The sequence below is a fragment of the Bradyrhizobium sp. 154 genome (assembly GCF_023073875.1).
In the GTDB taxonomy this organism is placed as follows: domain Bacteria; phylum Pseudomonadota; class Alphaproteobacteria; order Rhizobiales; family Xanthobacteraceae; genus Bradyrhizobium.
Genome location: NZ_JADPKG010000041.1, coordinates 74438 through 98031 on the forward strand (window position 1 = coordinate 74438; position 23594 = coordinate 98031).

Annotated in this window: 23 protein-coding genes; 6 read left to right on the top strand and 17 right to left on the bottom strand. The window is 63.5% G+C overall.

Annotated elements, in window-relative coordinates:
* Positions 1–41: 41 nt before the first annotated feature.
* The 11 genes from paaD to IVA92_RS08970 form a co-directional block, all read right to left on the bottom strand.
* Positions 42–545 carry a 1,2-phenylacetyl-CoA epoxidase subunit PaaD gene (gene paaD, locus IVA92_RS08920; protein ID WP_247279820.1) on the bottom strand — a complete coding sequence of 168 codons (504 nt, stop codon included), beginning with the start codon at positions 543–545 and terminating at the stop codon, positions 42–44.
* The gene (gene paaC, locus IVA92_RS08925; protein ID WP_247279821.1) at positions 539–1315 is read right to left on the bottom strand and encodes a 1,2-phenylacetyl-CoA epoxidase subunit PaaC; all 777 of its coding nucleotides are present in this window, start codon (positions 1313–1315) and stop codon (positions 539–541) included. Before paaC ends, paaD begins: the two co-directional genes overlap by 7 nt.
* Entirely contained in the window at positions 1315–1602 is a 288-nt protein-coding gene (paaB, locus tag IVA92_RS08930) for a 1,2-phenylacetyl-CoA epoxidase subunit PaaB (RefSeq protein ID WP_106942621.1), read from the bottom strand. Before paaB ends, paaC begins: the two co-directional genes overlap by 1 nt.
* Before the next feature lie 9 nt (positions 1603–1611).
* A complete protein-coding gene (gene paaA / locus IVA92_RS08935; RefSeq protein WP_247279822.1) occupies positions 1612–2604 on the bottom strand; it encodes a 1,2-phenylacetyl-CoA epoxidase subunit PaaA in 993 nt (330 codons plus the stop codon).
* A 74-nt stretch (positions 2605–2678) separates the two neighbouring features.
* Positions 2679–3545, bottom strand: a complete 867-nt coding sequence (gene paaX / locus IVA92_RS08940) for a phenylacetic acid degradation operon negative regulatory protein PaaX (RefSeq protein WP_247279823.1) — start codon at positions 3543–3545, stop codon at positions 2679–2681.
* Positions 3546–3640: 95 nt separating this feature from the next.
* Entirely contained in the window at positions 3641–4411 is a 771-nt protein-coding gene (locus IVA92_RS08945) for an alpha/beta hydrolase (RefSeq protein WP_247279824.1), read from the bottom strand.
* 199 nt (positions 4412–4610) lie between these two features.
* Positions 4611–5897 (bottom strand): DUF445 domain-containing protein, encoded by a 1287-nt coding sequence (locus IVA92_RS08950; protein ID WP_247279825.1) that lies wholly within the window; start codon positions 5895–5897, stop codon positions 4611–4613.
* 202 nt (positions 5898–6099) lie between these two features.
* Entirely contained in the window at positions 6100–6555 is a 456-nt protein-coding gene (locus IVA92_RS08955) for a phasin (RefSeq protein ID WP_130214759.1), read from the bottom strand.
* Positions 6556–6767: 212 nt separating this feature from the next.
* Positions 6768–7361, bottom strand: coding sequence for a GNAT family N-acetyltransferase (locus IVA92_RS08960; RefSeq protein ID WP_247279826.1), 594 nt, complete (start codon positions 7359–7361; stop codon positions 6768–6770).
* The gene (locus tag IVA92_RS08965; protein ID WP_247279827.1) at positions 7358–8440 is read right to left on the bottom strand and encodes an alpha/beta fold hydrolase; all 1083 of its coding nucleotides are present in this window, start codon (positions 8438–8440) and stop codon (positions 7358–7360) included. Before IVA92_RS08965 ends, IVA92_RS08960 begins: the two co-directional genes overlap by 4 nt.
* Positions 8437–8820: a hypothetical protein gene (locus tag IVA92_RS08970; RefSeq protein WP_247279828.1), complete on the bottom strand. Its 384-nt coding sequence runs from the start codon at positions 8818–8820 to the stop codon at positions 8437–8439. The genes IVA92_RS08965 and IVA92_RS08970 overlap by 4 nt, the downstream gene beginning before the upstream one ends.
* Before the next feature lie 164 nt (positions 8821–8984).
* Between IVA92_RS08970 and IVA92_RS08975 the strand changes: the two genes are divergently transcribed.
* A complete protein-coding gene (locus IVA92_RS08975; RefSeq protein WP_247279829.1) occupies positions 8985–9899 on the top strand; it encodes an alpha/beta hydrolase in 915 nt (304 codons plus the stop codon).
* On the opposite strand, the gene IVA92_RS08980 is transcribed toward IVA92_RS08975, so the two are convergent.
* From IVA92_RS08980 to IVA92_RS09005, 6 genes are all read right to left on the bottom strand, one after another.
* Entirely contained in the window at positions 9896–10570 is a 675-nt protein-coding gene (locus tag IVA92_RS08980) for a spermidine synthase (RefSeq protein WP_247279830.1), read from the bottom strand. The two genes, IVA92_RS08975 and IVA92_RS08980, sit on opposite strands and share 4 nt — an antisense overlap.
* 30 nt (positions 10571–10600) lie before the next feature.
* Positions 10601–13837 carry a cytochrome P450 gene (locus IVA92_RS08985; RefSeq protein WP_247279831.1) on the bottom strand — a complete coding sequence of 1079 codons (3237 nt, stop codon included), beginning with the start codon at positions 13835–13837 and terminating at the stop codon, positions 10601–10603.
* 123 nt (positions 13838–13960) lie between these two features.
* Positions 13961–14956 (bottom strand): alpha/beta hydrolase, encoded by a 996-nt coding sequence (locus tag IVA92_RS08990; RefSeq protein ID WP_247279832.1) that lies wholly within the window; start codon positions 14954–14956, stop codon positions 13961–13963.
* A 10-nt stretch (positions 14957–14966) separates the two neighbouring features.
* Positions 14967–16517 carry a wax ester/triacylglycerol synthase family O-acyltransferase gene (locus IVA92_RS08995; protein WP_247279833.1) on the bottom strand — a complete coding sequence of 517 codons (1551 nt, stop codon included), beginning with the start codon at positions 16515–16517 and terminating at the stop codon, positions 14967–14969.
* Positions 16518–16565: 48 nt separating this feature from the next.
* The gene (locus IVA92_RS09000; RefSeq protein ID WP_247279834.1) at positions 16566–17366 is read right to left on the bottom strand and encodes an alpha/beta hydrolase; all 801 of its coding nucleotides are present in this window, start codon (positions 17364–17366) and stop codon (positions 16566–16568) included.
* On the bottom strand, positions 17366–17623 hold the full coding sequence (locus IVA92_RS09005) for a DUF6489 family protein (RefSeq protein ID WP_247279835.1): 258 nt from the start codon (positions 17621–17623) through the stop codon (positions 17366–17368). The genes IVA92_RS09000 and IVA92_RS09005 overlap by 1 nt, the downstream gene beginning before the upstream one ends.
* Positions 17624–17927: 304 nt before the next feature.
* On the opposite strand from IVA92_RS09005, the gene IVA92_RS09010 reads away from it, so the two are divergent.
* The 5 genes from IVA92_RS09010 to IVA92_RS09030 all read left to right on the top strand — a co-directional run bounded on the left by IVA92_RS09010 (position 17928) and on the right by IVA92_RS09030 (position 23576).
* Complete coding sequence (locus IVA92_RS09010) at positions 17928–19523, top strand: ABC transporter substrate-binding protein (RefSeq protein WP_247279836.1); 1596 nt, start codon at positions 17928–17930, stop codon at positions 19521–19523.
* Positions 19524–19627: 104 nt separating this feature from the next.
* Positions 19628–20608: an ABC transporter permease gene (locus IVA92_RS09015; protein ID WP_247279837.1), complete on the top strand. Its 981-nt coding sequence runs from the start codon at positions 19628–19630 to the stop codon at positions 20606–20608.
* A gap of 10 nt (positions 20609–20618) precedes the next feature.
* Positions 20619–21590 (top strand): ABC transporter permease, encoded by a 972-nt coding sequence (locus IVA92_RS09020; protein ID WP_247279838.1) that lies wholly within the window; start codon positions 20619–20621, stop codon positions 21588–21590.
* Between the two features lie 13 nt (positions 21591–21603).
* Positions 21604–22590 (top strand): ABC transporter ATP-binding protein, encoded by a 987-nt coding sequence (locus tag IVA92_RS09025; RefSeq protein ID WP_247279839.1) that lies wholly within the window; start codon positions 21604–21606, stop codon positions 22588–22590.
* A complete protein-coding gene (locus IVA92_RS09030; protein WP_247279840.1) occupies positions 22587–23576 on the top strand; it encodes an oligopeptide/dipeptide ABC transporter ATP-binding protein in 990 nt (329 codons plus the stop codon). Before IVA92_RS09025 ends, IVA92_RS09030 begins: the two co-directional genes overlap by 4 nt.
* Positions 23577–23594: the final 18 nt, after the last annotated feature.

Genomic DNA, 23594 nt, shown 5'->3' on the forward strand with positions numbered 1-23594 from the left:
AGAGCTCCTCGCAATGACGATGGGGTTGGCATTCGTTCAGCTCAATGACACTTGAAATAGTCGAAGGGTTCGCGGCAGGCCTTGCAGCGCCAGAGCGCCTTGCAGGAGGTCGAGCCGAATTCGGACAAGAGTTCGGTCTTATCAGAACCGCATTGCGGACACGCGACGGTCTGTCCGCCGAATAGCGCGCGGCGCGAGCTTGAGGCCTGCGGCGGCGCGATGCCGTAGGCGCGCAGCTTGGCGCGCCCCTCCCCGCTCATCCAATCCGTGGTCCAGGCCGGCGACAGCACCGTACGCACGTTCGGACGACGGAAGCCGGCGCGTTCCAGCGCGAGCTCGACTTCGAGTGCGATCATGTTCATGGCAGGGCAGCCCGAATAGGTCGGCGTGATCGCGACCTCGACGCGATCGCCGTCCAGAACGACGTCACGGAGCACGCCGAGATCGCCGATAGTCAGCACCGGAATCTCGGGATCGACCACGCTCGCCGCAGCATCCCAGGCGCGCCGGCGCAGGTCAGTGTCGCGATCCAGCGCCGTCACCATGTCAGCCCCGGAAAAGTGCGCTGCATCGATTGCAGCTCGGACAGGAGATGGCCGAGATGCTCGCTGTGCCGGCCAGAACGGCCACCCTGCTGCATCCAGCCGTTCTGCGGCAGCTCAAGTGTCGCCTCGCTGACGATATCCGACAACGTCGTCAACCAGCGACCGCGCAAGCTCGCCGGATCAACCGCAATGTCGGCATCGATCAGGGCGCGTTCGCCCTCGTCGACGGCAAACATCTCACCGGTGAAGGCCCAGAGATGATCGATCGCGGCCTGCGCGCGGGCGTGGCTTTCGTCCGTGCCGTCACCGAGCCGGATGATCCACTCCGAGGCATGGCGCAGATGATAGGCGCTCTCTTTCTCCGACTTGGCTGCAATGGCGGCAAGCGTCGTATCGCGCGAGGTCATCATCGCGCGCCAATAGAAATCGGCGAAGGCGGAATAGAAGAACTGCCGAACCAGCGTCTGAGCGAAGTCTCCGTTCGGCTGCTCGACCAGCAGCAGATTGCGGTACTGCCTGACGTCGCGCAGATAAGCGAACTTGTCCTCGTCGTTGTCCTCGCCCTCGATCCTGGCAGCATAGCCATAGAGCTCCCGCGCCTGCCCGATAAGATCGAGCGCGATGTTGGACAGCGCCATGTCCTCTTCCAGCATCGGCGCATGCCCGCACCATTCCGACAACCGGTGGCCGAGAATTAGCGCATCGTCGGCCCGGCGCAGCGCGTAGAGCACCAGCGGCGTTTCAGAGACCTGAATATTGGCGACCGGCATCACATATGTCCCACTTCTTCGGGCACCTCATAAAAGGTCGGGTGCCGATAGATCTTCGACTCCGCCGGCTCGAACATCATGCCCTTGTCGGCGGGATCGCTCGCGGTGATCGCAGTGGACGGCACGACCCAGATCGACAGGCCCTCGCCGCGGCGGGTGTAGATGTCGCGAGCGGCCTGCAGCGCCATCGTCGCGTCGCTCGCATGCAGCGAGCCGACATGCTTGTGCGCGAGCCCGTTGCGGCTGCGAATGAACACTTCCCACAGCGGCGTGTTCGGCGTGGCCATCGTGATCTCCTATTCCGCGGCTTGTGCGATCTGACGCTGCGCGCGCTTGGCGGCATAGCTAGCCGCCGCCTCGCGCACCCAGGCGCCCTCCTCGTGCGCCTTGCGGCGCGCGGCGAGCCGATCGCGATTGCAGGGGCCGTTGCCGGCGAGCACCTGCTTGAATTCGGTCCAGTCGATCTCGCTGTAGCGCCAGTGCCCGTCGGCATCCTGGGTCATGGCGGGATCGGGAATGGTGAGGCCGAGATATTGCGCCTGAGGCACGGTGGCATCGACGAATTTCTGGCGCAGCTCGTCATTGGAGAAGCGCTTGATCTTCCACTTCGTCGAGGTGTCGCTGTGCTGGCTCGCGGCATCGGGCGGGCCGAACATCATCAGCACCGGCCACCACCAGCGGTTCAACGCATCCTGCGCCATCGCCTTCTGCTCCTCCGAGCCGCGGCACAGCGTCAACATGATCTCGTAGCCTTGGCGCTGGTGAAAGGACTCCTCCTTGCAGACGCGGATCATCGCGCGCGCATAGGGGCCATAGGAGCAGCGGCACAGCGGGATCTGGTTCATGATCGCGGCGCCGTCGACCAGCCAGCCGATGGTGCCGATGTCGGCCCAGGTCAGCGTCGGATAATTGAAGATCGAGGAATATTTGGCCTTGCCGGCGAGCATGGCATCGACCAGCTCTTCGCGCGAGGTCCCTAACGTCTCGGCGGCGGCATAGAGATAGAGCCCGTGGCCGCATTCGTCCTGCACCTTGGCGAGCAGCGCGGCCTTGCGGCGCAGCGTCGGGGCGCGCGTGATCCAATTGCCCTCCGGCAGCATGCCGACGATCTCGGAATGGGCGTGTTGGGAGATCTGGCGGGTGAGCGTCTTGCGATAGGCCGCCGGCATCCAGTCGTTCGGCTCGATGCGCTCCTCGGCATCAATGCGGGCCTGGAATTGTGCAGCCCTGGCTGCGTCCTCAAGACCGCGATCGTCGGTCTCGGCCGTGTTCAGCGCCTGGGTGTACATGCGCATCCTCCCGATTTGTTGGGAGGAAATGTATAACAAAATTTAGTTCATGCAAGATATTTCTGTAACATATATCAGACCCCGAACCTCCGTTCCAGAAGCTTCCGCGCCGCCGGCAAGGGTCCCCTCTCGTTGGTTCCATGCCTGTCGAGCCACTGTTCCGACGGAGCCAGCAGTGCGCGATAAATCTCGCCACAAAGCGCACGCGCTGCCCTGCCCGGCCAATCCGCCGGCAGCAGGCTTTCGGGCAACAGCGGGTCGCGCAGCACGACGCGGCGGTAATAGTGGATCAGGAGGATGCGCGCGGTGAAGGCGTCGGTCTCGGACAAATCCGTGCCGCGCGCGATCGCGGCACGGAGCGGCTCGAACGTCTTCATGAATTTCACATAGGCGTCCGCGGTACGGTCCAGCGGCCAGCTCGCGCTGAGCAGGCGACGGCCGCTGTCATCCTCCGCCGAGACTTCAAGACGGATCGCGCCAACCGCCTCGTCGGGCACCGGTACGCCCGATGGCGCAACCCATACGCCCGGCAGCGGAGTGCCGAAACCGGCATTGCGGAGTGCCTCGCGCGAGGCGTCGCGGTCCTCGCCATTGCCGATCAGCAGCAGCTCGAAACGCCCGGTCCAGTCGGACGGCGGCGGATCGTAGATGTGGCGCGTCGCGGCCTCGAAGGTCTGGCGTCCCTTTTCGGCCAGCCGATAGAAGCTGTTGCGGCCAACCTTTTCGCGCGTCAGCCAGCCATCGGCTGCAAGGCGCGACATCGCGGTACGCACCACGCCGCTGTCGATGTCGAGGCTTTCGAAGAATTCCAACAGCGTACCGAGCCACACCACACCGCCGCGCGGTACGATGGCATCACCGAATACGGTGATGACGATGGAGCCCGTGCGCGACGGCTCGCGCTTGAGCTGGTCGATGATGCGGGACAACGGATGTGCCATGCGGAAGGCATAGCGCGTTTGGAGCGGGCGCGACAATGGAGGGAACCACGCCGTTGCTCCTCTCCCGTTTCGTTCTTACGGCCAGAGGCGAAGCATCACCGATGCGGATCGGGATAGGCCAGGCTGCGCCAGCCGCTGCGGTCGAACGGCTGCCACTGGCCTTCCGTCTGTGCGAGGCGATCGGCGACCGCGTAGACCACGGCGGGATGGTGTCCCATGCCGCAATGGCTGCTTTCGACCTCGATGCTCTCGGTCTGCGCTCCCGATTTCTCCATGCAGCCCTGCCAGGCGCAGACACCATCGGTGCGGCTGAAGATGGCGGTGGTCGGCACCGGCGGCGGGACGGCGAGCTCGCCGCCGAAGTGCGGATCGACCTCGTCGGCCTTGCGCCCGCTCGCCCATTCATAGACGCGCCAGGCGTTGGTCGAACGCGGATTGCCGGCAAAGGGGCTGCCGAGCGTGATCACCTGGCGCACGCGCTCCGGCATCATCTTGGCGAGCTGGCGTGCATAGAGGCCGCCGAGGCTCCAGCCGATCAGGCTGATCTTGCGGCCATGCGCGTCGCTGAGTTCCTGGACCAGATCGACCATCGCTTGCTGGACGCCGGGACGCAGGCCGTAGTTGCGACCCTGGCCCCAGCCGCTCACCGCATAGCCCTTGCTGATCAGAAACGCGCGCAGCGCGCGCGTGGAGGAATCGGAGGCGACGAGGCCTGGCAGCACCAGCACCGGATGCCCATCGCCGTGCGGCGCGAGGCTCAAGAGCGGCAGCGCGCCAAGGAAGGCGCCGAACTCGTGGATCGCGCGCCCCTCCAGCAACATCAGAGAGCGGGACGGCGGACGCAGCGTCTGGGCAGTTGCGGTCATCAATGTTCCCCTGGGAAGAATTCCTGAAAAGCCCGGCCGCGTTGCCGGAAAATGGGCATGGATTCCAACACGCCGGCCTCTTGAACGTTCCGCAGCGCAACATGAATCAGCTAGGGGGGCCGGTTCCCGACATTCAAGCGGGAGAGGCGCAAGGCGACAATAGGCTCAGGCGTTAATGCTAACGGCCGTGACGCAAAAGTCACAACAATCGGACCAGGAATTCGACGGAGTAGAGCACAAGTCCGGCGAGACCGCCGATCAGCGAGCCGTTGAAGCGGATGTATTGCAAGTCGCGCCCGATATTGATTTCGATCAGAGAAATCAACTGCGTCATATTCCACGCCTTGACTTGGTCGGAGATGAAAGTCGAGACGCCGCCCTTCTGATCGGCGACGAAGCTGCGCAGCACGGTCACCAGGCCCTTGTTGATCTCGCCGCGCAACTCGGCATCGCCCGCGAGCGCTTCGCCTGCGGCAACGAACATGCCGGCGAGATGATGCTGGAGCACCTGCGTCTCGCCGCTGGCGCTGCGCTCGATGAAGGAGCGCGTGTTGGCCCAAACGGTGCGGGCGAGTTGGGCAAGCTCGGGGCGCGCCAGCAGATCGCGCTTCAGCCCGGCGATACGGTCGATATAGGCCTGGTCGGTGCCGAGCCTCTCGACGAAGGTCAGCACCATGCGGTCGAATTCACCGCGAAACGGATGCTTGGGATCGCTGCGCACTTCATTGAAGAAGGCGGTGGCGGATGCGACGATCTTGTTCACCAGAAACTTGTCGGCGCGGTAGAGCCTGAGCAGGGTCGGCAATTCCGCGCGCACCTTCTCGCGGATCATCGCCATCGTCTCCTTCTGATTTAGCGTCTCGTGCATCACGCGCAGGAGATCGTCGAACAGAATCTGGTGCCGTCCCTCAGCTATGAAGCCGCGCAGCGTGCCGGCCGCGAGCGGCGCAAGGTCGATCGCCTGGAGCTGCGATGACATGCGGCGGATGATGAACGTCATCAGGCCCGAGCTTTCCGTCGCTGAGAACGCCTCCGGCAGCAGACGCAGCGCAAAGCGCGCAAGATCGTCGCTGCGCTTGCGATCACGCAGCCAGTCGGCAACGAAGGAGCCGAAATCGATTTCCTTCAGCTTGGCCTCGACGGGTCCCGCCTCGAGGAAATGCACCTGGATGAACTCGCCGAGCTTGTCGGCGATGCGGGCCTGGTTGCTCTGGATGATCGCGGTATGCGGGATCGGCAGGCCGAGCGGCCGCTTGAACAGCGCAACCACGGCATACCAATCGGCGAGCCCGCCGATGGTCGCGGCTTCCGCGAAGGCCGCGACGAAGCCGAACACGGGATGCACGTTCAGCAGGATCTTCGCGACGATGAAGAGCGCAAGCGTCGCGGCCAGAACCAACGTCGCGAGCGCTTTCACGCGGCGCAGCTCGGCCGCACGTTTGGCGTCACCAGGGGTGTCGAAGGAGAAGGCGGCGGGTGGAGTCATCACTGCATCACAGTACTCGTCATTGCGAGCCAAGCGAAGCAATCCAGTCTGCTTCCGTGGAAAGACTCTGGATTTGGTTCGCTGAGCCGGTCATGGGGCCGCGCTTTGCGCGGGCCCGGTGGCTCGCAGTGACGGTGGCGCAAAAAAACAAAGGCCCGCCGAAGCGGGCCTCAAAATCAGTTTCTCGTCTCAAGGCGCCGTATCACGCGGTCTTGTTGTAGACCTTGGCGAAATTGTCCTGAGCGGACTTCGCACCGTTGGCGGCGAGCTTGCCGAAATAGTCGGCAGTCGCCTTGGCTCGCGAGACGAACACTTCACCGCGGGCGCGGAGCAGGCTCGACTGGATCTCGACGGCCTCGCTGATCGACTTGGCGGACGCGAGCTTGTCGATGCCCGAGAAGAACGCCTCGGCGTCCTCATAGATCGCCTGCTGAATGTTGCGGCTGATCTTGCCGGCCTCGGCGACGGATTCTGTCACCGCGTTCTCGACGGCGGCGGTCACCCGCTCGGAGCCGGCGAAAGCTTCGGCAGCACGGTCTTTGGCGGTGTTGGCAGTCTTCTTGACGAACTCGCGGGCGGCCTCAGGAACTTCCAGATTCTGGATGTTCTTGAAAGCGTCCTTGAAGCCCTCGAAGGCGGTGTTGGTTTCGGTGGTCATGGGGTTCTCTCCATCCTCATTGCTCTGAGCTATGGCTCACCCCGTCCGCATGGCCCGGGGCACGACATATATGGCATGGACTATTGTGCGATGCAATAACCTTATTGCACTGCGGTATCACGGAATCGTGAACAGCCTCCCAAAAGGGCACCGCGAGCTCTTGTCAGCGGCCGTCCCGAACGAATTAGGTCCGTTTCGGCCCGATCTTCGTCTTAATGCTGGACCGCGCCTGGCAATCCATAGGCCTCCATCTGGGCCTGAACCTGCGCGATATTGTGCCCGAGCACGACGATGTCGTGGGTCTTGCCATCGACGTCCCGGACATGATCGCGCAGCAGAGCCTCGGCCTTGAAGCCGAGGCTTTCGAACAAGGCAATCGCCGCCTGTTGGTCGACCGTCATCTGCACCGAGAGCTTTTCCAGGCCAGCTCCGAGCGCAAGTGCAAAGGTCTCCTGCGAGAGCGCCTTCCCGACACCCTGCCCGCGTACGTCGGACGAGACCACCATGCGGATCTCACCGACATGAGGCGACCAGGAATGCGGATCGCGCACCAGCGTGCCGCAGCCGACGACCTTGCCGTCCCTCACCGCGAGCAGGCTCGTGATCGCGCCGCGCTCGATCTCCTTGACCCAGGCGGAGAGCACCTTCGGCTGGCTGATATTGCGCGGCAGGAACAACAGATCATGGGACGGAAGACCTTGGCCGAAGGCCAGCACCGCGGCTTCGTCTCTAGGCGACATCAGGCGGATTTCGATATCACCGGCATCGGTCTTGAGGTGACGCGGATAGGAACGCTGCTCATTCATGTCGATCTCTTTCCCAGCCAGGAGTCCAGTTTCGGCCACAGCCGCTTCACCGCATTGGCACCGGCCACGAGGGAGACGTGGCCGCCCTTCAACATCACTTCTTCCTTGTCCTCGGAGCCGATCTTTGCGATCAGGTGCTTTGCCGCGTCATAAGGCACGATGTGGTCATGCTCGGCGACCGCATGCAGGATCGGCACCTTGATGTTCTCCAGCTTCGCCGCGCGCCCGCCGACCGACATGCTGTCATTGAACAGCTTGTTGTCCCACATCAGATCCTTGGTGATGGTGCGGAAATATTCACCCGCCAGCGGCAGCGTGTCGGTCGCCCAACGGTCGAACATGCGGTAAGACTTGACGAACTCGTCGTTCCAGATGTTCTCCCAAAGTTGGATCTGGCTCACCGTGCGCGAGGCCGGGCGCAACATCTCGAACGAGGACAGGATCATCTCCGGCGGCACGTTGCCGACGCTATCGACAAGATGGTCGACGTCGAAATAGCGGCGATCGGAGAAGTTCGACAACAGCTTCATCTCGCGGAAGTCGATCGGCGTAGTGAAGCAGATCAGATTCTTCATCGGCCCGTCCTTGTGGATCGAGCCGTAGAGCAGCGACAGCACGCCGCCGAAGCAATAGCCGATGACGGAAACGTCCTGCTCGCCGGAATCGGCTTGCACACGGCGGACGCAATCCGGAATGAAGTCGAGGACATAGTCCTCCATCCGCAGGCTCTTCTCCTCCGGCCGCGGCGCGCTCCAATCGAGCATGTAGACGTCGTAGCCGCGCCTCAAGAGGAACTCGATGAAGCTCTGGCCAGGGACGAGGTCGAGAATGTAGCCACGGTTGGTGGTGGCCATCACGATCAGCACCGGCACGCGGTAGATCTCGTCCGACATTGGCCGGTAGTGATAGAGGCTCATCGTGCCGCGCGAATGCAGCACGTCCTTCGGTGTCGATCCGAGCGTGGGGCCGGAGGTCGAGAAATATTCGACGCCCTTAATGCTGCGCTGGATTGCGCGCTGCACCTCGGTCTGGATGCGCTCCGGGATAGATGCGAAATCAAGTCCCGTCGCCGCGTTCATGTCCGCTCTCCGTTTTCAGAGGGCGGGCGCTTCGTCCGCGGCGGCCGTGGGGCGCCGGCGCCGCCTTGCGAGATTCCGGAATTTGCCGCCATCTGGCTCAGCATCGACCTCATCTCGCCGATCTGGGCTTCGATGGACTGGAGCCGTTCCGCAAGGCCCATGACCTGCTGCCGGCTCGCCAGGTTCATTGCGACGAGATACTTCTCCATGAGTTCACCGAGCTGCTTCTGAGCACCTGCAGCAACTCCTCCCGCGCGGTTCATCGCCTGTGAGAATTCGGGCGACGACATGGCTTCGTTGGCGAAGGAGTTGAACCCCTTCTCCATCTCGCCCATCATCTTCTGCCACATGGCGACAGGGTCGTTGAGCTTGTCGGTCATCGGCGTCCTCCTGATCTCGAGAGCTTCGATGCCCTTCTTTTGGGCCATACCACACCGTTGCGAGGGGCCGGTCAACCGGCGAGCGGTCCGGTGCCGCCCACACGGCTTCTTTGCCGCGGGAAACCGTGCAATACAGCATTGGTCAGCAGCAAGGGATAGCGACCGTGAACGTCCATCAGCCGCCCCAGACCGTCCGCGCCAACGGGATCGACATCTGCTACGAAATCTTCGGCAACGACAATGCCGAGCCGCTGCTGCTGATCATGGGGCTCGGGGCGCAGATGATCCATTGGGATGATGCATTCTGCGAGCAGCTTGCCGCGCGCGGCTTTCGCGTGATCCGCTTCGACAACCGCGACATAGGCAAGTCGAGCCATCTGACCGGCGGCAAGCGGCTGACGCCGCTCGAGCTGCTGAAGCTACGCTTCCTCAGGATTCCGGTTGCCGCAACCTACAAGCTGATCGACATGGCGAAGGACACGGTCGGGCTGATGGATGCGCTCGGCATCAAGTCGGCGCATCTGGTCGGGGCCTCCATGGGCGGCATGATCGCCCAGGAGGTGACGCTATCATTCCCCGAGCGCGTACGCTCGCTGACCTCGATCATGTCGACGACGGGCAATCCGCGCGTGCCGCCGCCGACACGCGAGGCCGCCGCAATGCTGATGGCGCCGCCGCCACGCAGCAAGGAGGAATTTATGGTCCGCTTCGGCCAGACATGGAAGATCTTGCGCGGCGGGTCTTTTCCGGAAGAGGAAGCGCTCGACCCTGAACGCGCCGAGCGCGTGTTCGCACGCGGACTCAATCCGGCCGGCGTCGGCCGGCAGCTCCGCGCCGCGCTCGCCTCGGGCAGCCGCAAGGAACGGCTGCATGGGGTGAAGACGCCGACGCTCGTCATTCACGGCACCGTCGATCCCCTGGTCCATCCCGAAGGCGGCAAGGACACGGCAGCGTCAATTCTCGGCGCCAAGCTGTTGATGATCGAAGGCATGGGCCACGCGCTGCCGATGCGCTTCTGGCCCGAGATCATCGGCGCCATCGACGACCACGCGCATGGCGCGGCGGCGCAAGCCGCCTAGCCCTTCCTCGCGATCCAGATCACGTGGCGCGCGCCGCCGCCTCTGCCGGTGGCGCGGACGTTGATTTCGTTGACGTCGAAGCCGGCGCTCGCAATGCGCTTGGTGAAGGCCGGGTTGGGCCCTGACGACCAGACAGCGAGCACGCCGCCTGGCCGCAGCGCCGTCTTAGCCGCCATCAAACCGTCCGCATTGTAGAGCGCGTCGTTATCCTTTCGTGTCAGCCCTTCCGGCCCGTTGTCGACGTCGAGGAGAATGGCGTCGAAGGCGGAGCGCTGCGCCCGAATGATTTCGCCAACGTCGGTCTCCCGGATGCTCACCCTGGGATCGTCGAGGCTGTCGCCGAAGACCGACGCCATCGGGCCGCGTGCCCAGGCCACCACCGCAGGCACAAGTTCGGAGACCACGATCCTCGCCTTGCCTCCGAGCACGGCAAGCGCCGCGCGCAGCGTAAAACCCATGCCGAGGCCGCCGATGAGGACGACGGGCTTTGCGACGTTCTCGATCTGCTTTGCCGCCAGCGTTGCAAGCGCGGCCTCCGAGCCCGACAAGCGGCTGTTCATCAGCTCGTTGCTGCCGAGCTTGATGGAGAACTCCTTGCCGCGCCGCATCAGGCGGAGCTCACCGTCGGAACCGGGGATTTGCGCGGTGTCGATCTTTTCCCAGGGAATCATGCCTGACGTTTAGCACGATCGCGCCCGTGGTCACCCACCCGCCCAAACGTCCAGCACATAGCGGTTGCTCGCGCCCATCTCCTCGATCCAGCGTGCACTGGCCGCGGCATCGCTACCGCTCTTTTCGCGGTGCATCGCGACAAGGGCTGCCTTCACATCGGGCTCCATCTTGCTGCCGTCGCCGCAGACATAGATGATGGCGCCTTGCTCGATCAGCGACCAGACCTTGTCCTTCCGCGCGGCCAGGAGATGCTGCACATAGGTCTTCGGGCCATCGGCACGCGAGAACGCGGTGAAAAGCTCGGTGATGCCGCTTGCCGCCAGCGCCTTCAGCTCGTCTGCGTAGAGAAAATCCTGATCGGGATGGCGGCAGCCGAAGAATAGCATCGCCGGACCAAGAGCAGTCCCCTTCGCCCTGCGCGCAGCGCGCTCCTGAAGGAACCCGCGGAACGGGGCAAGTCCCGTGCCCGGTCCGATCATGATGATCGGCACGGATGACTCGTCGGGGAGGCGGAAGCCGGCCTTGGTCTCACGCACGATGGCGTAGATCGTATCACCCGCTCGCCGGTTCGCCAGGTAATTGGAGCAGATGCCCTTGTAGGTGCCGCGCCCGGAAGCGGCCGGTCCTTCGACCACCCCGACGGTGATGCTGCACCGCGCCCGGTCGACCGACGGGGAGGACGAGATCGAGTAATAGCGCGGCGCGAGCAGCGAGAGCATTTCGAGATAGACGTGGAACGGCAATTCGCAGGCCGGATATTCGAGCAGCAGGTCGAACACCGATTTGCGTCTGGCCAAGATCTCGGTGCGGTAGAGCTCGAGTGGCTCAGCCTCCTCCCCGACAAACGCCAGCAGCTTTGGTTTCGTCACCGGGCAGCGCGTGTGCTCCGCCATGATCTGGATCTGCTTCCGTGTCGCGACCTGCTGCAGCTCGACGAACTCACTGAGCAGACGGCCGACCGACACGGCCTCGCCGACGGGCAATTGCGCCCGGCGGCCTTCGGCGACCTGAAGCCGGATCTGATCGGCTGGCAGGAAGCCGAAGCGGCGGGCGACCGAATCTACCAGTGTCGGGTCGTTGCGCGGGACCACGCTCAAATGATCGCCGACCCGATAGGTGATGTTGGACGGCAGTTGCACCTCGATATGGCGCGTCGAACGCTCCGACGGATTGGGCCCGCTTCTGTTCTGAAGCTCGTCATTGACCAGAACCTTCATCGCGACAGCACCGCCCTGGGCCACGATAGTGTTGACGTCGGTCACCGCCACCGGCTCGATTGCATAGAGCGGATCGTCCTCCGCGGTGCGGGTGAAATTCCAGTCGATGCCGAATTCCTTGGTCGCGACCTGGGCAGCCGCCGGAAACCATTTCTGGAATTGGCCGTCAAGATCGCTGCGCGCATCGCCCTCGCCGCGCGGATAGACGGCGCGCGCGCCATGTGCCGACAATTGCTCGTCGATGAAGCGCGGCACCGACTGATACGTCGCTGCCCAGTCGCTGTTGCCGCAGCCGAACACGGCGTAGCGCACATTGGCAAAGGCGTCCTTCGGCAAATCGCTGCCGAGCCATTTGACGAACTGCGTCGCATTGTCAGGCGGTGCGCCGTTGTAGGAGGCGCAGATTATCAGTACGCCACCTTCCTGCGGCAGCTTGCCGACGTAATCGTCGAGCGGGCCGAGACGCACGGCAAAGCCGTTGATCTCAGCGAGGTCGGCCATGCGCGTCGCGAGTTCCTCGGCGGTGCCGAGATTGGAGCCGTAGAGCACCAGCATCGGCGTGTTGTGGCCGGGCCGGGCGGCCGGCTGACGCCGTCCTTTGGGTGCCGAAGCCACTGCCACGACTGGTCCGCCAAAGGCACCGCGCTCGCGATCGGCGCGCGGGCGAACCTTGATCTTGAAACCCTCCGGCTTGATCGTCAGCGTTTCCTTCAGGTGCATCTGATAGCGCTGGTGATCGATCAGCTTGAAGCGCTGGAGGATCATCCCGAGCGCAAGCGCAGCCTCGTGCATGGCAAAGCCCCGGCCGATGCAAGCCCGTTGGCCGTTGCCGAACGGCTTCCAGGCATTGATCGGCCGTTTGGCTTCCGCCTCGCGGCTGAAATTCTCGGGATCGAAGGTATCAGGGTTCGGTCCCCAGACTGAGGGATCGCGATGCAGCGCCGTCACCAGGATGGTGGTGAACGTGCCCTTCCTGAGCTTGTACTTGCCGCCGCCGATGGTCTCATCGTTGAGCGGCGAGATACCATAGGCTGGCGCCGGCGGCCACAGCCGCAGCGCCTCCTTCAGGATCTGCGTGATGTAGGTGAGCTGCGTCACCTGCTGATAGGTCGGCTTCGCATTGACGTCGGGACCGAAGACGCGGTCGACCTCGTCATAGGCCTTCTTGAGGATGTCCGGATGCTTGAGCAGTGCATAGAGCGTGTAGGACAACAGGCCGCTGGTGGTCTCGTGGCCCGCGATCAGGAAGGTGTTGATCTGGTAGCGAATGTTGACGTCATCGAGCTGCTCGCCGGTCGCGCGGTCGATGCCGGTCATCATCGCGGCCAGCATGTCCTTCTTGTCGTCGATCTCGTCCGCACTCTTGCGTCGTTCTGCAATGATCTCGTCGACCATCTTGTTCATGAAGGCGACGTCTTCGGCCAAGGTCTTGCGCCTCTTCTGCATCCAAAGCTGCTCGAAGGGCAGGCCACGCGTCATCATGATGGTTTCGAGCGAGCGCACCAGCGACTCGACGTACGGGTGGTAATCGCGGCGGTAGAACGAGTTGAAGCGGTAGTCGAAGCCGCACAGGCCGATTGTGTCCAGCGTCAATGCGGTCATGTCGTGGACGACATCGATCTCGTCGTCGGCGTTGAGCCGCTCCCACTTCTGGACGAGCTGCTCGGCGATGTCGACCATGCTCGGGTGATACGACTGCATGGCCCGGTTGCCGAACGGCTGGAGCAGGATGTTGTGCGCCTTGCTCCAGTTCGGCTCCTTGGTATCGGCCGTGAACAAGCCGTCGCCACCGACCGCACGCACACGCCGCAGCGCACCGCGCACCGTCTTGTCGAAGCGCTTTTCGTCAGAGAGCTCGTCGACGAGGTCGTGGCCGGAGACGACCACGATCGGCGAGCCCATCATGTCGAGCCAGAAGATCGGACCCAGCTCTTTTGCGAGCCGCGTCAGGTGCTGCACGGGGGCGGCCGAGTCCAGCGACAGCATGTTGCCGACCACCGGCTTGGTCGGCGGATGCGGGATCGGGTCCAGTCGGTTCTTGGATGACATCAGAAGTGCTTCCCCCTGCCTCAGGCGTCGATCTCGTCATTGCGAGGAGCGAAGCGACGAAGCAATCCAGACTGCCTCCGCGGGCACATTCCTGGATTGCTTCGCTGCGCTCGCAATAACGGCCTAGCCGAACCGCCTTCTACGCCATTCGATCAGCTTGGCACTGACCTCTTCCGGCTTCTCCTGCTGCGTCCAATGGCCGCTGTCCTTAACGAGATACTTCTCGAGATCGGGAATCAGCTTGTCCATGCCATCAGCGGAGGATGGCGGCAACACCGCGTCGTTCTCGGCCATGATCATCAGCGACGGCACGCGGACCGTATGATCGAGCCCTTCGGAGCGCGCCCAGTTGCGCGACATGTTGCGGTACCAGTTGATGCCGCCGGTAAAACCCGTTTTGGTGAAGGCATCGACGAAGACTTTCTTCTCTTCCGGCGACAGGATCGGCGTACGCGGATCGTGCCTCGCATCATAGCCGGCAATCATCTGCGGAAATGCCAGATTGAGCCGCGGCGAAGCGCCGACACCGGCAACCACCTCCTCCGGCGGGGTGTCGGCCGGGCGCGGCACCGGCTTACGCATGAACGCATCGAAAGTCTGTTCGACACGGCTGCCGAAAATCCTGTCCGGCTCGCGCGCCGGATCCTGGAATTGAACGATGTACATCTTGTCGCCGAAGCGTGCGCGCAACAGCTCGATCGGATCGGCCCAGGCGCGATTGGTGTGGGGCGTGTTGATGCCGACTACCCCGGCGACCCGGTCGATGTGCCGCAACGGCATCTGCCAGACGATGAAGCCGCCCCAATCGTGACCGACGAAGATCGCCTTATCGATCTGCAGATGATCAAGCAGTCCGACGAGATCGCCGGTCAGGTGCTCAATGTCGTAGGCCTCGACCGGCTCGGGCCGGTCGGTCGCACCGTAGCCGCGCTGGTCGGGCGCGATCACGCGGATGCCGGCCTCGCTCAGTGCCTTGATCTGGTGGCGCCAGGAAAAGGCGAGCTCGGGCCAGCCGTGGCACAGCACGACCGGCGGCTTGTCGTCTGCCGGGCCAGCCTCGTAATAGCCCATGCGGATTCCGTTCGTCGTCGCGAACTTGAGCGGCGGCATTTCAATCATCGCGAACTCCTTATTCCGCAGCGCGCTTGATGTCGGCCGCGGGCGGCGCATAGGCCGCCTCCAGTGCGGCGAACTCTTCCGGCAGCATGTCGCACATCACCTGCACATGCGGAATGATGTTGGCGCCGACGATGAAGCCGAAATCGAGCTGGTCCCGATAGCTCTGCACGGTGATGTTGAGCGCCTGCCCATGCGTCGAGATCGAGACCGGAAAAATGTGCAGAAGCTCGGCCCCTGCAGCATAGAGCGTCTGCCGCGGTCCCGGGACGTTGGACACCGTGATATTGGCGGCCGGCGGCAGCACGTCGGACAGGTTGGAGCGGCCGTAGAGCAGCGCCAGGATCTGCACCATGATCGGGGCACCCAGCATCGAGATGTTGGAGACCTGCGGCATCAGCGCCCGCAGTGGATGCGACATCTCTTTGGACTTGGCCGATTGCGCGATGATGGCTTCCAGCCGCGCCTTTGGATTGTCGATGTTGGTTGCGATCGAGCAGATCATGCCGAACACCTGGTTATTGGCCTCGGTGTTGCCCTCCTCGCGCAGCGAGATCGGCACCGCCGCAGTCAGCGATTTCGCCGGCAGCGTGCCATATTGCTGAAGATAACGGCGGACCACGCCGGAGGCGAGCGCCAGCACGACGTCATTGAGCTTGCCGCCGGCCTGCTTGGCCAGCGCCTTGGCCCGCGACAACGAGATCGATACGCCGGCGAAGCTCCGCTCCGACGAGATGGTCTTGTTGAGCATGGTCGGCGGCGACACCATGCTGGCGAGGCTCTCGCGCGATTTCGGATCTGCGACCTTACCGAGCACGTCGGAGACGCTCTTGAGCACCGTCGGGATGTTGCCGGCAAACCGCACCGCGCTCTCGATCTGGTACATCGCATTGTCGAACAGGATCGAGCCGATGTCGCTCTTGCCGGTACGCGGCAATTGCAGGTTCTTCGCGGCCGCCGACGCGTCGAGCGGCTGGCTGAAAAGCTGTTGATAGGAATCGAGCAGGTTGGCCGCGATATCGCGCGGCTCCTGTCCGGGCTTGGATCCAGCCGTCGGCGGATCGACCTTCCGCGGGATCGGCGAGATGTCATAGATCATGTTGGTGAAGGCTGCACCGGCGCCCCCGTCGATGGCGGCATGATGCATCTTGGAATAAAGGCCGACCTCGTTGTCCTTCATGCCCTCGAACACGTAGAACTCCCAGAGCGGACGGGCCCGGTTCAGGAGCTTGGCATGCATCCAGCCGACGATGCGTTCGAGCGTGGCGCGGTCGCGCGGCTGCGGCAGGCTGGCCCGGAAAATGTGACGATCGATGTCGAACTGATCGTCCTCGACCCAGGAGGGATGATCGATGTCCAGCGGCGCCTTCTCCAGCCGCGCCTTCAGGATCGGCGCGATGTGCAGGCGCGAGACGATCATGGCCTTGAAGTCTTCGAAGAAGTCGCCCTTGTAGTCGTCGGGCAGGCGAAAGATTGCCATGCTTCCGACATGCATCGGCATTTCCGGCGTTTCCAGATAGAGAAACGACGCGTCCAGCGACGACAGCTTCTTCCCGTCAGCCATAATTCCCTCCCGCAAGACTAGACGGGCGCCTTTGGTCGGCGCTTCTCGTCAGGCCGATACTGCCTGTTCCGCCGGGGCATATGCAATGGCAAACGGCCCGGCCCGGTCAAATGGCCGGAATTCCCCCTCCGATTGCGCCAGGCGGTCCGCCACGGCCCATAGCGCCGCGGGATTGACCCCGAGCCCGATATGGCTCGCCAGGTGCACCTCGATGTTCTCGGCACGGGCAGAGGGACGGAGCAGACAGGTCCGCCAGTTCACGATGCCGTCGGCACGCGAATAGATCGAGCTCGTGGGCACCGGCAGATCGCCGGCGAGCGCCTCGCGCTGTTCGGCAAAATCCTCGACCCGCTCGCCGGACAGCGCCTCGTACAGCCGCGTGACGTTGGTCGCCCGTACGTCGTTGGCAAAAGGGCTGCCGAGCGTGACGACATAGCGGACCATCTCCGGCGCCTGAAGTGCGAGATCGCGGGCATAGACGCCGCCGAGGCTCCATCCGATCAGGCTGACCTTGCGACGCGACGCGGCGTGGATCTCGGCCAAGCGCATGCGCAGCGAATCCCGCATCCGCCCGAGCCCGCCGAGATTGCGGCCCATCCGCCAGGCATGTGCCTCATAACCGAGCTCGCTGAGATAGCGTCGCATCGGTGCCATCGAGAGATCGCTGGCGAGGAAGCCCGGCAGCGCCAGCACCGGATGGCCGTCGCCCCTGGGCGCGCGCATCAGCAGCGGTGACAGCAGCAGGCTCGCATTGAATTCGAGCAGACCCCGAGCCTCGGCAAGTAGCAGCCCGATACCCGGCGGACGAAGCCGGCCGGAATCCCGCGTCCCGTCCGGCCCTGATGACACTATTTCCTCTTGTCGCTGCTGCGCGTGCCGCCGAGGCCTGCCATCGCGACGAACATGTCCTGAAACCGTTCGGCGAGCTTGGGATCGTATGTAAACCAACTCTGCACCAACGATTCAGGCGAGACCTTGTCGATGTTGCTCAGGACCTGCTGCTGCAGCTTGTCCATCACCGCCGTCTGCATCGGCGACACGTCGGGCAGTCCAAAGAATTGGCGGGCCTCGAGGGGAGTGCAGTCGATTTCGATATTAACCTTCATGTCCCCTCCGGATGAGATTCGAGCGGCCTGCCGGCAGTATCGCCGCGAGTTGTGGTGCGACGCAAGCGCCTGATGCCGGCGCGACATGTCCCGACCCGCAACGGCCGAATATGGTCAACCAAGTCCAAAGTCGTAAGCCGCCCAAGCCAGGCGGCACGATCAGCATTGCTGCACAGCGGTGCAACTTGGCGCGTTCCTTGCTGGAATGGCGCTTGCACGGGTCGAGAACTCTGGGCAACATGGATTGATCGGCCGGCCGAACAAATCAAAAATCACCGGCACGGCAGTGTGGAGAGGGTCAAGAATGTCAGTAGGTCGAAGTCTGTTTGTGGCGACGCTCGCCGGTATGGCTGCGTTCTCGGTCTCGCCGGCGTCGAGCCAGACACTACGCTATGCCAACCAGGGCGACCTGAAGTCGCTCGATCCCTATACCCTCAACGAGAGCACCACCCACGCCCATCTCGGCCACGTCTATCAGGGCCTCACCGCGCGCGACAAGGATCTCAAGATCATTCCGGCGCTGGCGGAAAGCTGGGAGACGCCGGAGCCGACCCGCTGGCGCTTCCACCTGCGCAAGGGCGTGAAATTCCATAACGGCGATCCGTTCACCGCCGACGACGTGCTGTTCTCCGCCGATCGCGTCCGCAAGAAGGGGTCCAATATGCAGACCCGCCTTGCACCCGACGTCAAGGTCGTCAAGGTTGACGACTACACCGTCGATTTCGTCCTGCCCTCGCCCAATCCCATCCTGCATTCGTCGTGGGATGTCTGGTATATCATGGACAAGAAATGGGCCGAGGAGAACAACGTCGTCGATCCGACGCCGGTGGCGGCAACCACGCCGAGCTACGCCTCGCTCCACGAGAACGGCACCGGCCCCTTCATCATCGAAAGCCATCAGCCCGGCGTGAAGACGGTGTTCAAGGCCAACCCCAATTACTGGGGCAAGATGGATGGTAACCTGAAGGAGATCACCTTCACTCCGATCGCCTCCGACGCCACCCGCGTTGCCGCGCTGCTCTCGGGCGAAGTCGACGTCATCGAGCCGGTGCCGATCCAGGACATCTCCCGCGTCGATTCCAGCCCGAATGCCCAGGTGCTGAAAGGGCCGGAACTGCGCACCCTCTTCATCGGCTTCGATCAGACCCGCGACGAGTTGCTCTACTCCAACATCAAGGGCAAGAATCCGTTCAAGGACGTCCGCGTCCGCGAAGCCTTCTACAAGGCTATCGACATCGAGCTGATCAAGACGCGCGTGATGCGCGGGCTGTCGACGCCGTCAGCTCTGATGATTGCGCCGGAACTGTTCGCGCTGTCCAAGGAGTTCACGCGGCCGAAATTCGACCCCGATGGCGCCAAGAAGCTCCTGACCGAGGCCGGTTACCCCGATGGCTTCGAGGTCACCATGGATTGCCCGAACGATCGTTACGTAAACGATGCGGCGATCTGCCAGGCCGTCGTCGGCATGCTCGCCCGTATCGGCATCAAGATCAATCTCCTGGCGCAGCCGAAGGCGCAATACTTCGCCAAGGTGCTCAAGCAAGGCGGCTACCAGACCTCGTTCTATCTCTTGGGCTGGACGCCGAGCACGATGGATTCCCACAACGTGCTCTACGACATCATGGGCTGCCGGGACGATGCGAAATCCTCGCGCGGCGAAGCCAATCTCGGCGGCTATTGCAACAAGGAGTTCGACGCCATCACCGACAAGGTGCTGGTTGAAACCGACACCGCCAAGCGCAACCAGCTGATCAAGCAAGCCTACGAAATCGCCAACAAGGACTGGGCGTACATCCCGCTGCACCAGCAGGCGCTGGCCTGGGGCGTATCGAAAAAGGTCAACCTGCCGCAGCGCGCCGACAATCTCGTCATGTTCCACTGGGCGACCAAGAAGGAATAGCCTCCGTTGAACACAAGGTCCCGGCAGCATCAGGCCTCCGGGACCTTTCCTTTTCCGGCTGACAAAGGCGTCGGCCAGACACACACTCAAGGACAGTGGAAGGCATGCTCGCTTTCACTCTTCGCCGCGCCGTTCAGGCCATCGGCGTCATGTTCGCCGTCGGCATCATCGCCTTCTCGATGTTCCGTTTCGCCGGCGACCCCGTCAACCAGATCGTCTCGATCGACACGTCGGCGGCCGAACGCGAAGCCGTGCGCAAGTCGCTCGGCCTCGATGATCCCGTGCCGGTGCAGTTCGTGCGCTATTTCGCCGATGCCGCGCAATTCAAGTTCGGCGTGTCCTATCAGTTCCGCCAGCCGGTCTCGACGCTGTTGATGGAGCGCATGCCCGCGACGCTGGAGCTTGCGATCTGCGCGACCGTCTTTGCAATGGTGCTCGGCATCCTGATGGGCGTCTATTCGGCGCTCAAGCGCGACACCGTGCTCGCCAAGTTATTCCAGGCGGTTTCGCTGATCGGCATCTCGCTGCCGACTTTCCTGATCGGTATTCTTCTGATCTATCTGTTCGCGGTGACATTGGGCTGGCTGCCCTCCTTCGGCCGCGGCGAGGTGGTGAAGCTCGGCTGGTGGACTACGGGCCTGCTCACGCTTTCGGGCCTGAAGGCGCTGATCATGCCCGCGATCACGCTCGGCCTGTTCCAGATGACCCTGATCATGCGGCTGGTGCGCGCGGAGATGCTGGAGGTGCTGCGAACCGACTATATCCGCTTCGCCCGCGCGCGCGGGTTGACCACCCGCGCCATCCATTTCGGCCACGCGCTGAAGAACACGCTCATCCCCGTGATCACGGTGGCGGGATTGCAGTTTGGCTCGGTTATTGCATTTTCGATCATCACCGAAACCGTGTTCCAATGGCCGGGCATGGGACTTCTGTTCGTGCAGGCCGTGCAAAACGTCGATATCCCGATCATGGCCGCCTACCTGCTGATGGTCTCGCTGATCTTCGTCACCATCAATCTGGTGGTCGATATCCTCTACACCGTGGTCGATCCGCGTCTACGCGCGACCGTCGGCCGCGCCACGTAAGGCAGCCTGTATGTCCGACGCAGTCGTCTCCAATTCCAATGGGCAGAGCACGCAGCCAGCGCAAACGGCCCGCGGCTGGCTCAGCCGCACGCTCGACAGCGATATCTTCTATTCGTTTCGGCGCTCCAAGCTCACCATGGTAGCGGCGGCCATCACGGTCTTGTTCTTCCTGCTTGCGATCTTTGCATCCGCGCTCGCGGTGCAGAACCCGTTCGATCCGGCACAACTGCAATTGATGAATTCGCGTATTTCACCGCTGTGGACCGCCGACGGCCAGAGCCCGTTCCTGCTCGGCACTGACGAGCAGGGCCGCGACGTGTTCTCCGCCATTCTCTACGGCATGCGCATCTCGCTCGCCGTGGGTGTGGCCGGCGTGATCTTCGCCGGTGCGCTCGGTATCGCGCTCGGCCTGATCGCCGGCTATTTCGGCGGTGCAGTCGATGGCGTGATCATGCGCATCGCCGACGTGCAGCTCACCTTCCCCGCCATCCTGATCGCGCTGCTGGTCAATGGCGTCGCCAAATCGATCCTTGGCAACCGGCTGGATGCCACCAGCATGCTGGTCGTGCTGGTGATCTCGATCGGCCTCAGTTTCTGGGTGGGTTACGCCCGGACCGTGCGCGGTTCCGTGATGGTCGAGAAGAACAAGGACTACGTCGCCGCCGCGCAGCTGATCGGTCTGCCCGCACCGAAGATCATGCTGCGGCATGTGCTGCCGAACACGATGGGCCCGATCCTGGTGATCGCCACGATCAATCTCGCTCTTGCGATCATCACCGAGGCGACGCTGTCCTTCCTCGGCGTCGGGCTGCCCGACACCATGCCCTCGCTCGGCACGCTGATCCGGATCGGCAACAACTACCTGTTCGCCGGCGAATGGTGGATCGTCGCCTTCCCGGGGCTTGCGCTGGCAGCGCTGATCCTCTCGATCAACCTGCTCGGCGACTGGCTGCGCGACGCGCTCAACCCGAAGCTCAGATGAGTACGCCTCGCTCATGACCGTACCTGTTCTCTCCGTGCGTAATCTTCATGTGGAGTTCGCCTCCCGCCGCGGCACGCTGCGCGCCATCGACGGCATCTCCTTCGACATTGCCAAGGGCGAGGTGCTCGGCGTCGTCGGCGAATCCGGCGCCGGCAAATCCGTCACCGGCCTCTCGGTAATCGGTCTGATCGATCCACCCGGCCGCATCGCCGGCGGCGAGATTCATCTCGCGGGCCTGCGCATCGACAATCTGCCGCCGGAAGAGATGCGCCGCATCCGGGGCAAGCGCATCGGCATGATCTTCCAGGATCCCCTCACCTCGCTTAATCCGCTCTACCGGGTCGGCGACCAGATCGTGGAGACGATCCGAACCCATCTCAATCTCTCCGAACAAGCGGCGCGGCGCCGCGCCGTCGAACTCTTGGCCGAAGTCGGCATCCCAGCGCCGGAAAAACGCATCGACGGCTATCCCCATGAATTCTCCGGCGGCATGCGCCAGCGCGTGGTGATTGCGCTGGCGATCTGCGCCGAACCGGAGCTGATCATCGCGGACGAGCCGACGACCGCGCTCGACGTCTCCGTGCAGGCGCAGATCATTTCGCTGATCAAGCGGCTCGGGCGCGACCACGGCACGGCCGTGATGCTGGTGACCCACGACATGGGCGTGATCGCAGAGACATCGGACCGCGTCGCGGTGATGTATGCCGGCCGCATCGCCGAGATCGGTCCCGTGCAGGACGTCGTGAAGAACCCGCTACACCCGTACGCCAAGGGGCTGATGGGCGCGATCCCGACGCTGGCCGGAGACGACAAGCGCCTCGTGCAGATTCCCGGGTCGATGCCGCGCCTGTCGGCGATCCCGCCGGGCTGCTCGTTCAACCCGCGCTGCGCGTTCGCCTTTGACCGCTGCCGCGTGGAGCGGCCGGAGCCGCTCCCACGTGGCGCGCAGTCGGTCGCCTGCCACCTCTATGACAATGTGCCGGCGGAGAGCGCGGTATGAGCGCACCGTTCGTCCAGGCTAGAAATCTGCGCCGGGTGTTCGACGTGTCGAAGCCATGGCTCAACCGCGTGCTCGAAGGCGGGCATCTCGAATATCTCAAGGCGGTCGACCACGTCACCTTCGAGATCAGGAAGGGCGAGACGTTTGCTCTGGTCGGTGAATCCGGTTCCGGCAAGACCACGGTGGCGCGGATGGTCGTCGGCCTGCTGCCGCCGAGCTCCGGCGACGTGCTGATCGACGGCGTGTCGATGACCGATCCGCGACAGGCTCCCGCACGCCGCAAGCTGCGCCGCCGCATCCAGATGATCTTCCAGGATCCGTATGCGAGCCTGAACCCCCGCTTCCGGGTCGACGCCATCATCTCCGAGCCGATCCGCGCCTTCGACCTGATCCAGGGTGAGCGTGACATCCAGTCGCGCGTCGGCGAGCTGCTCAGCCTCGTCGGCCTGCACCCCGACGACCGACTGAAATTTCCGCATGAATTCTCTGGCGGCCAACGCCAGCGCATCGCGATCGCGCGCGCGCTCGCATCGGACGCCGAGTTCATCGTCTGCGACGAGCCGACCTCGGCCCTGGACGTCTCAGTGCAGGCGCAGATCCTGAACCTGATGCGCGACCTCCAGGACAAATTCGGCCTGACCTACATGTTCATCAGCCACAACCTCGCCGTGGTCCGCCACATGGCGAGCCGGGTCGGCGTGATGTATCTCGGCCGCATCGTCGAGATCGCGGAAGGACGCGAGCTGTTCGCCCGTCCGCGCATGCCCTACACCAAGATGCTGCTCGGTGCCGTGCCTGATCTCGCCATGAGCGGCCGCCAGCGCATTCCAGTCAAGGGCGAGATCCCGAACCCGATCAATCCGCCCCCCGGATGCGCCTTCAATCCGCGCTGCCCGCTGGCGTTCGATCGCTGCCGCAAGGAGACCCCCGAACTGATCGACGGCGTCGCCTGCCACGCGGTCAACACCGCGCCGATCCCGGCGTGACGCGCGCGTGCCATGCAA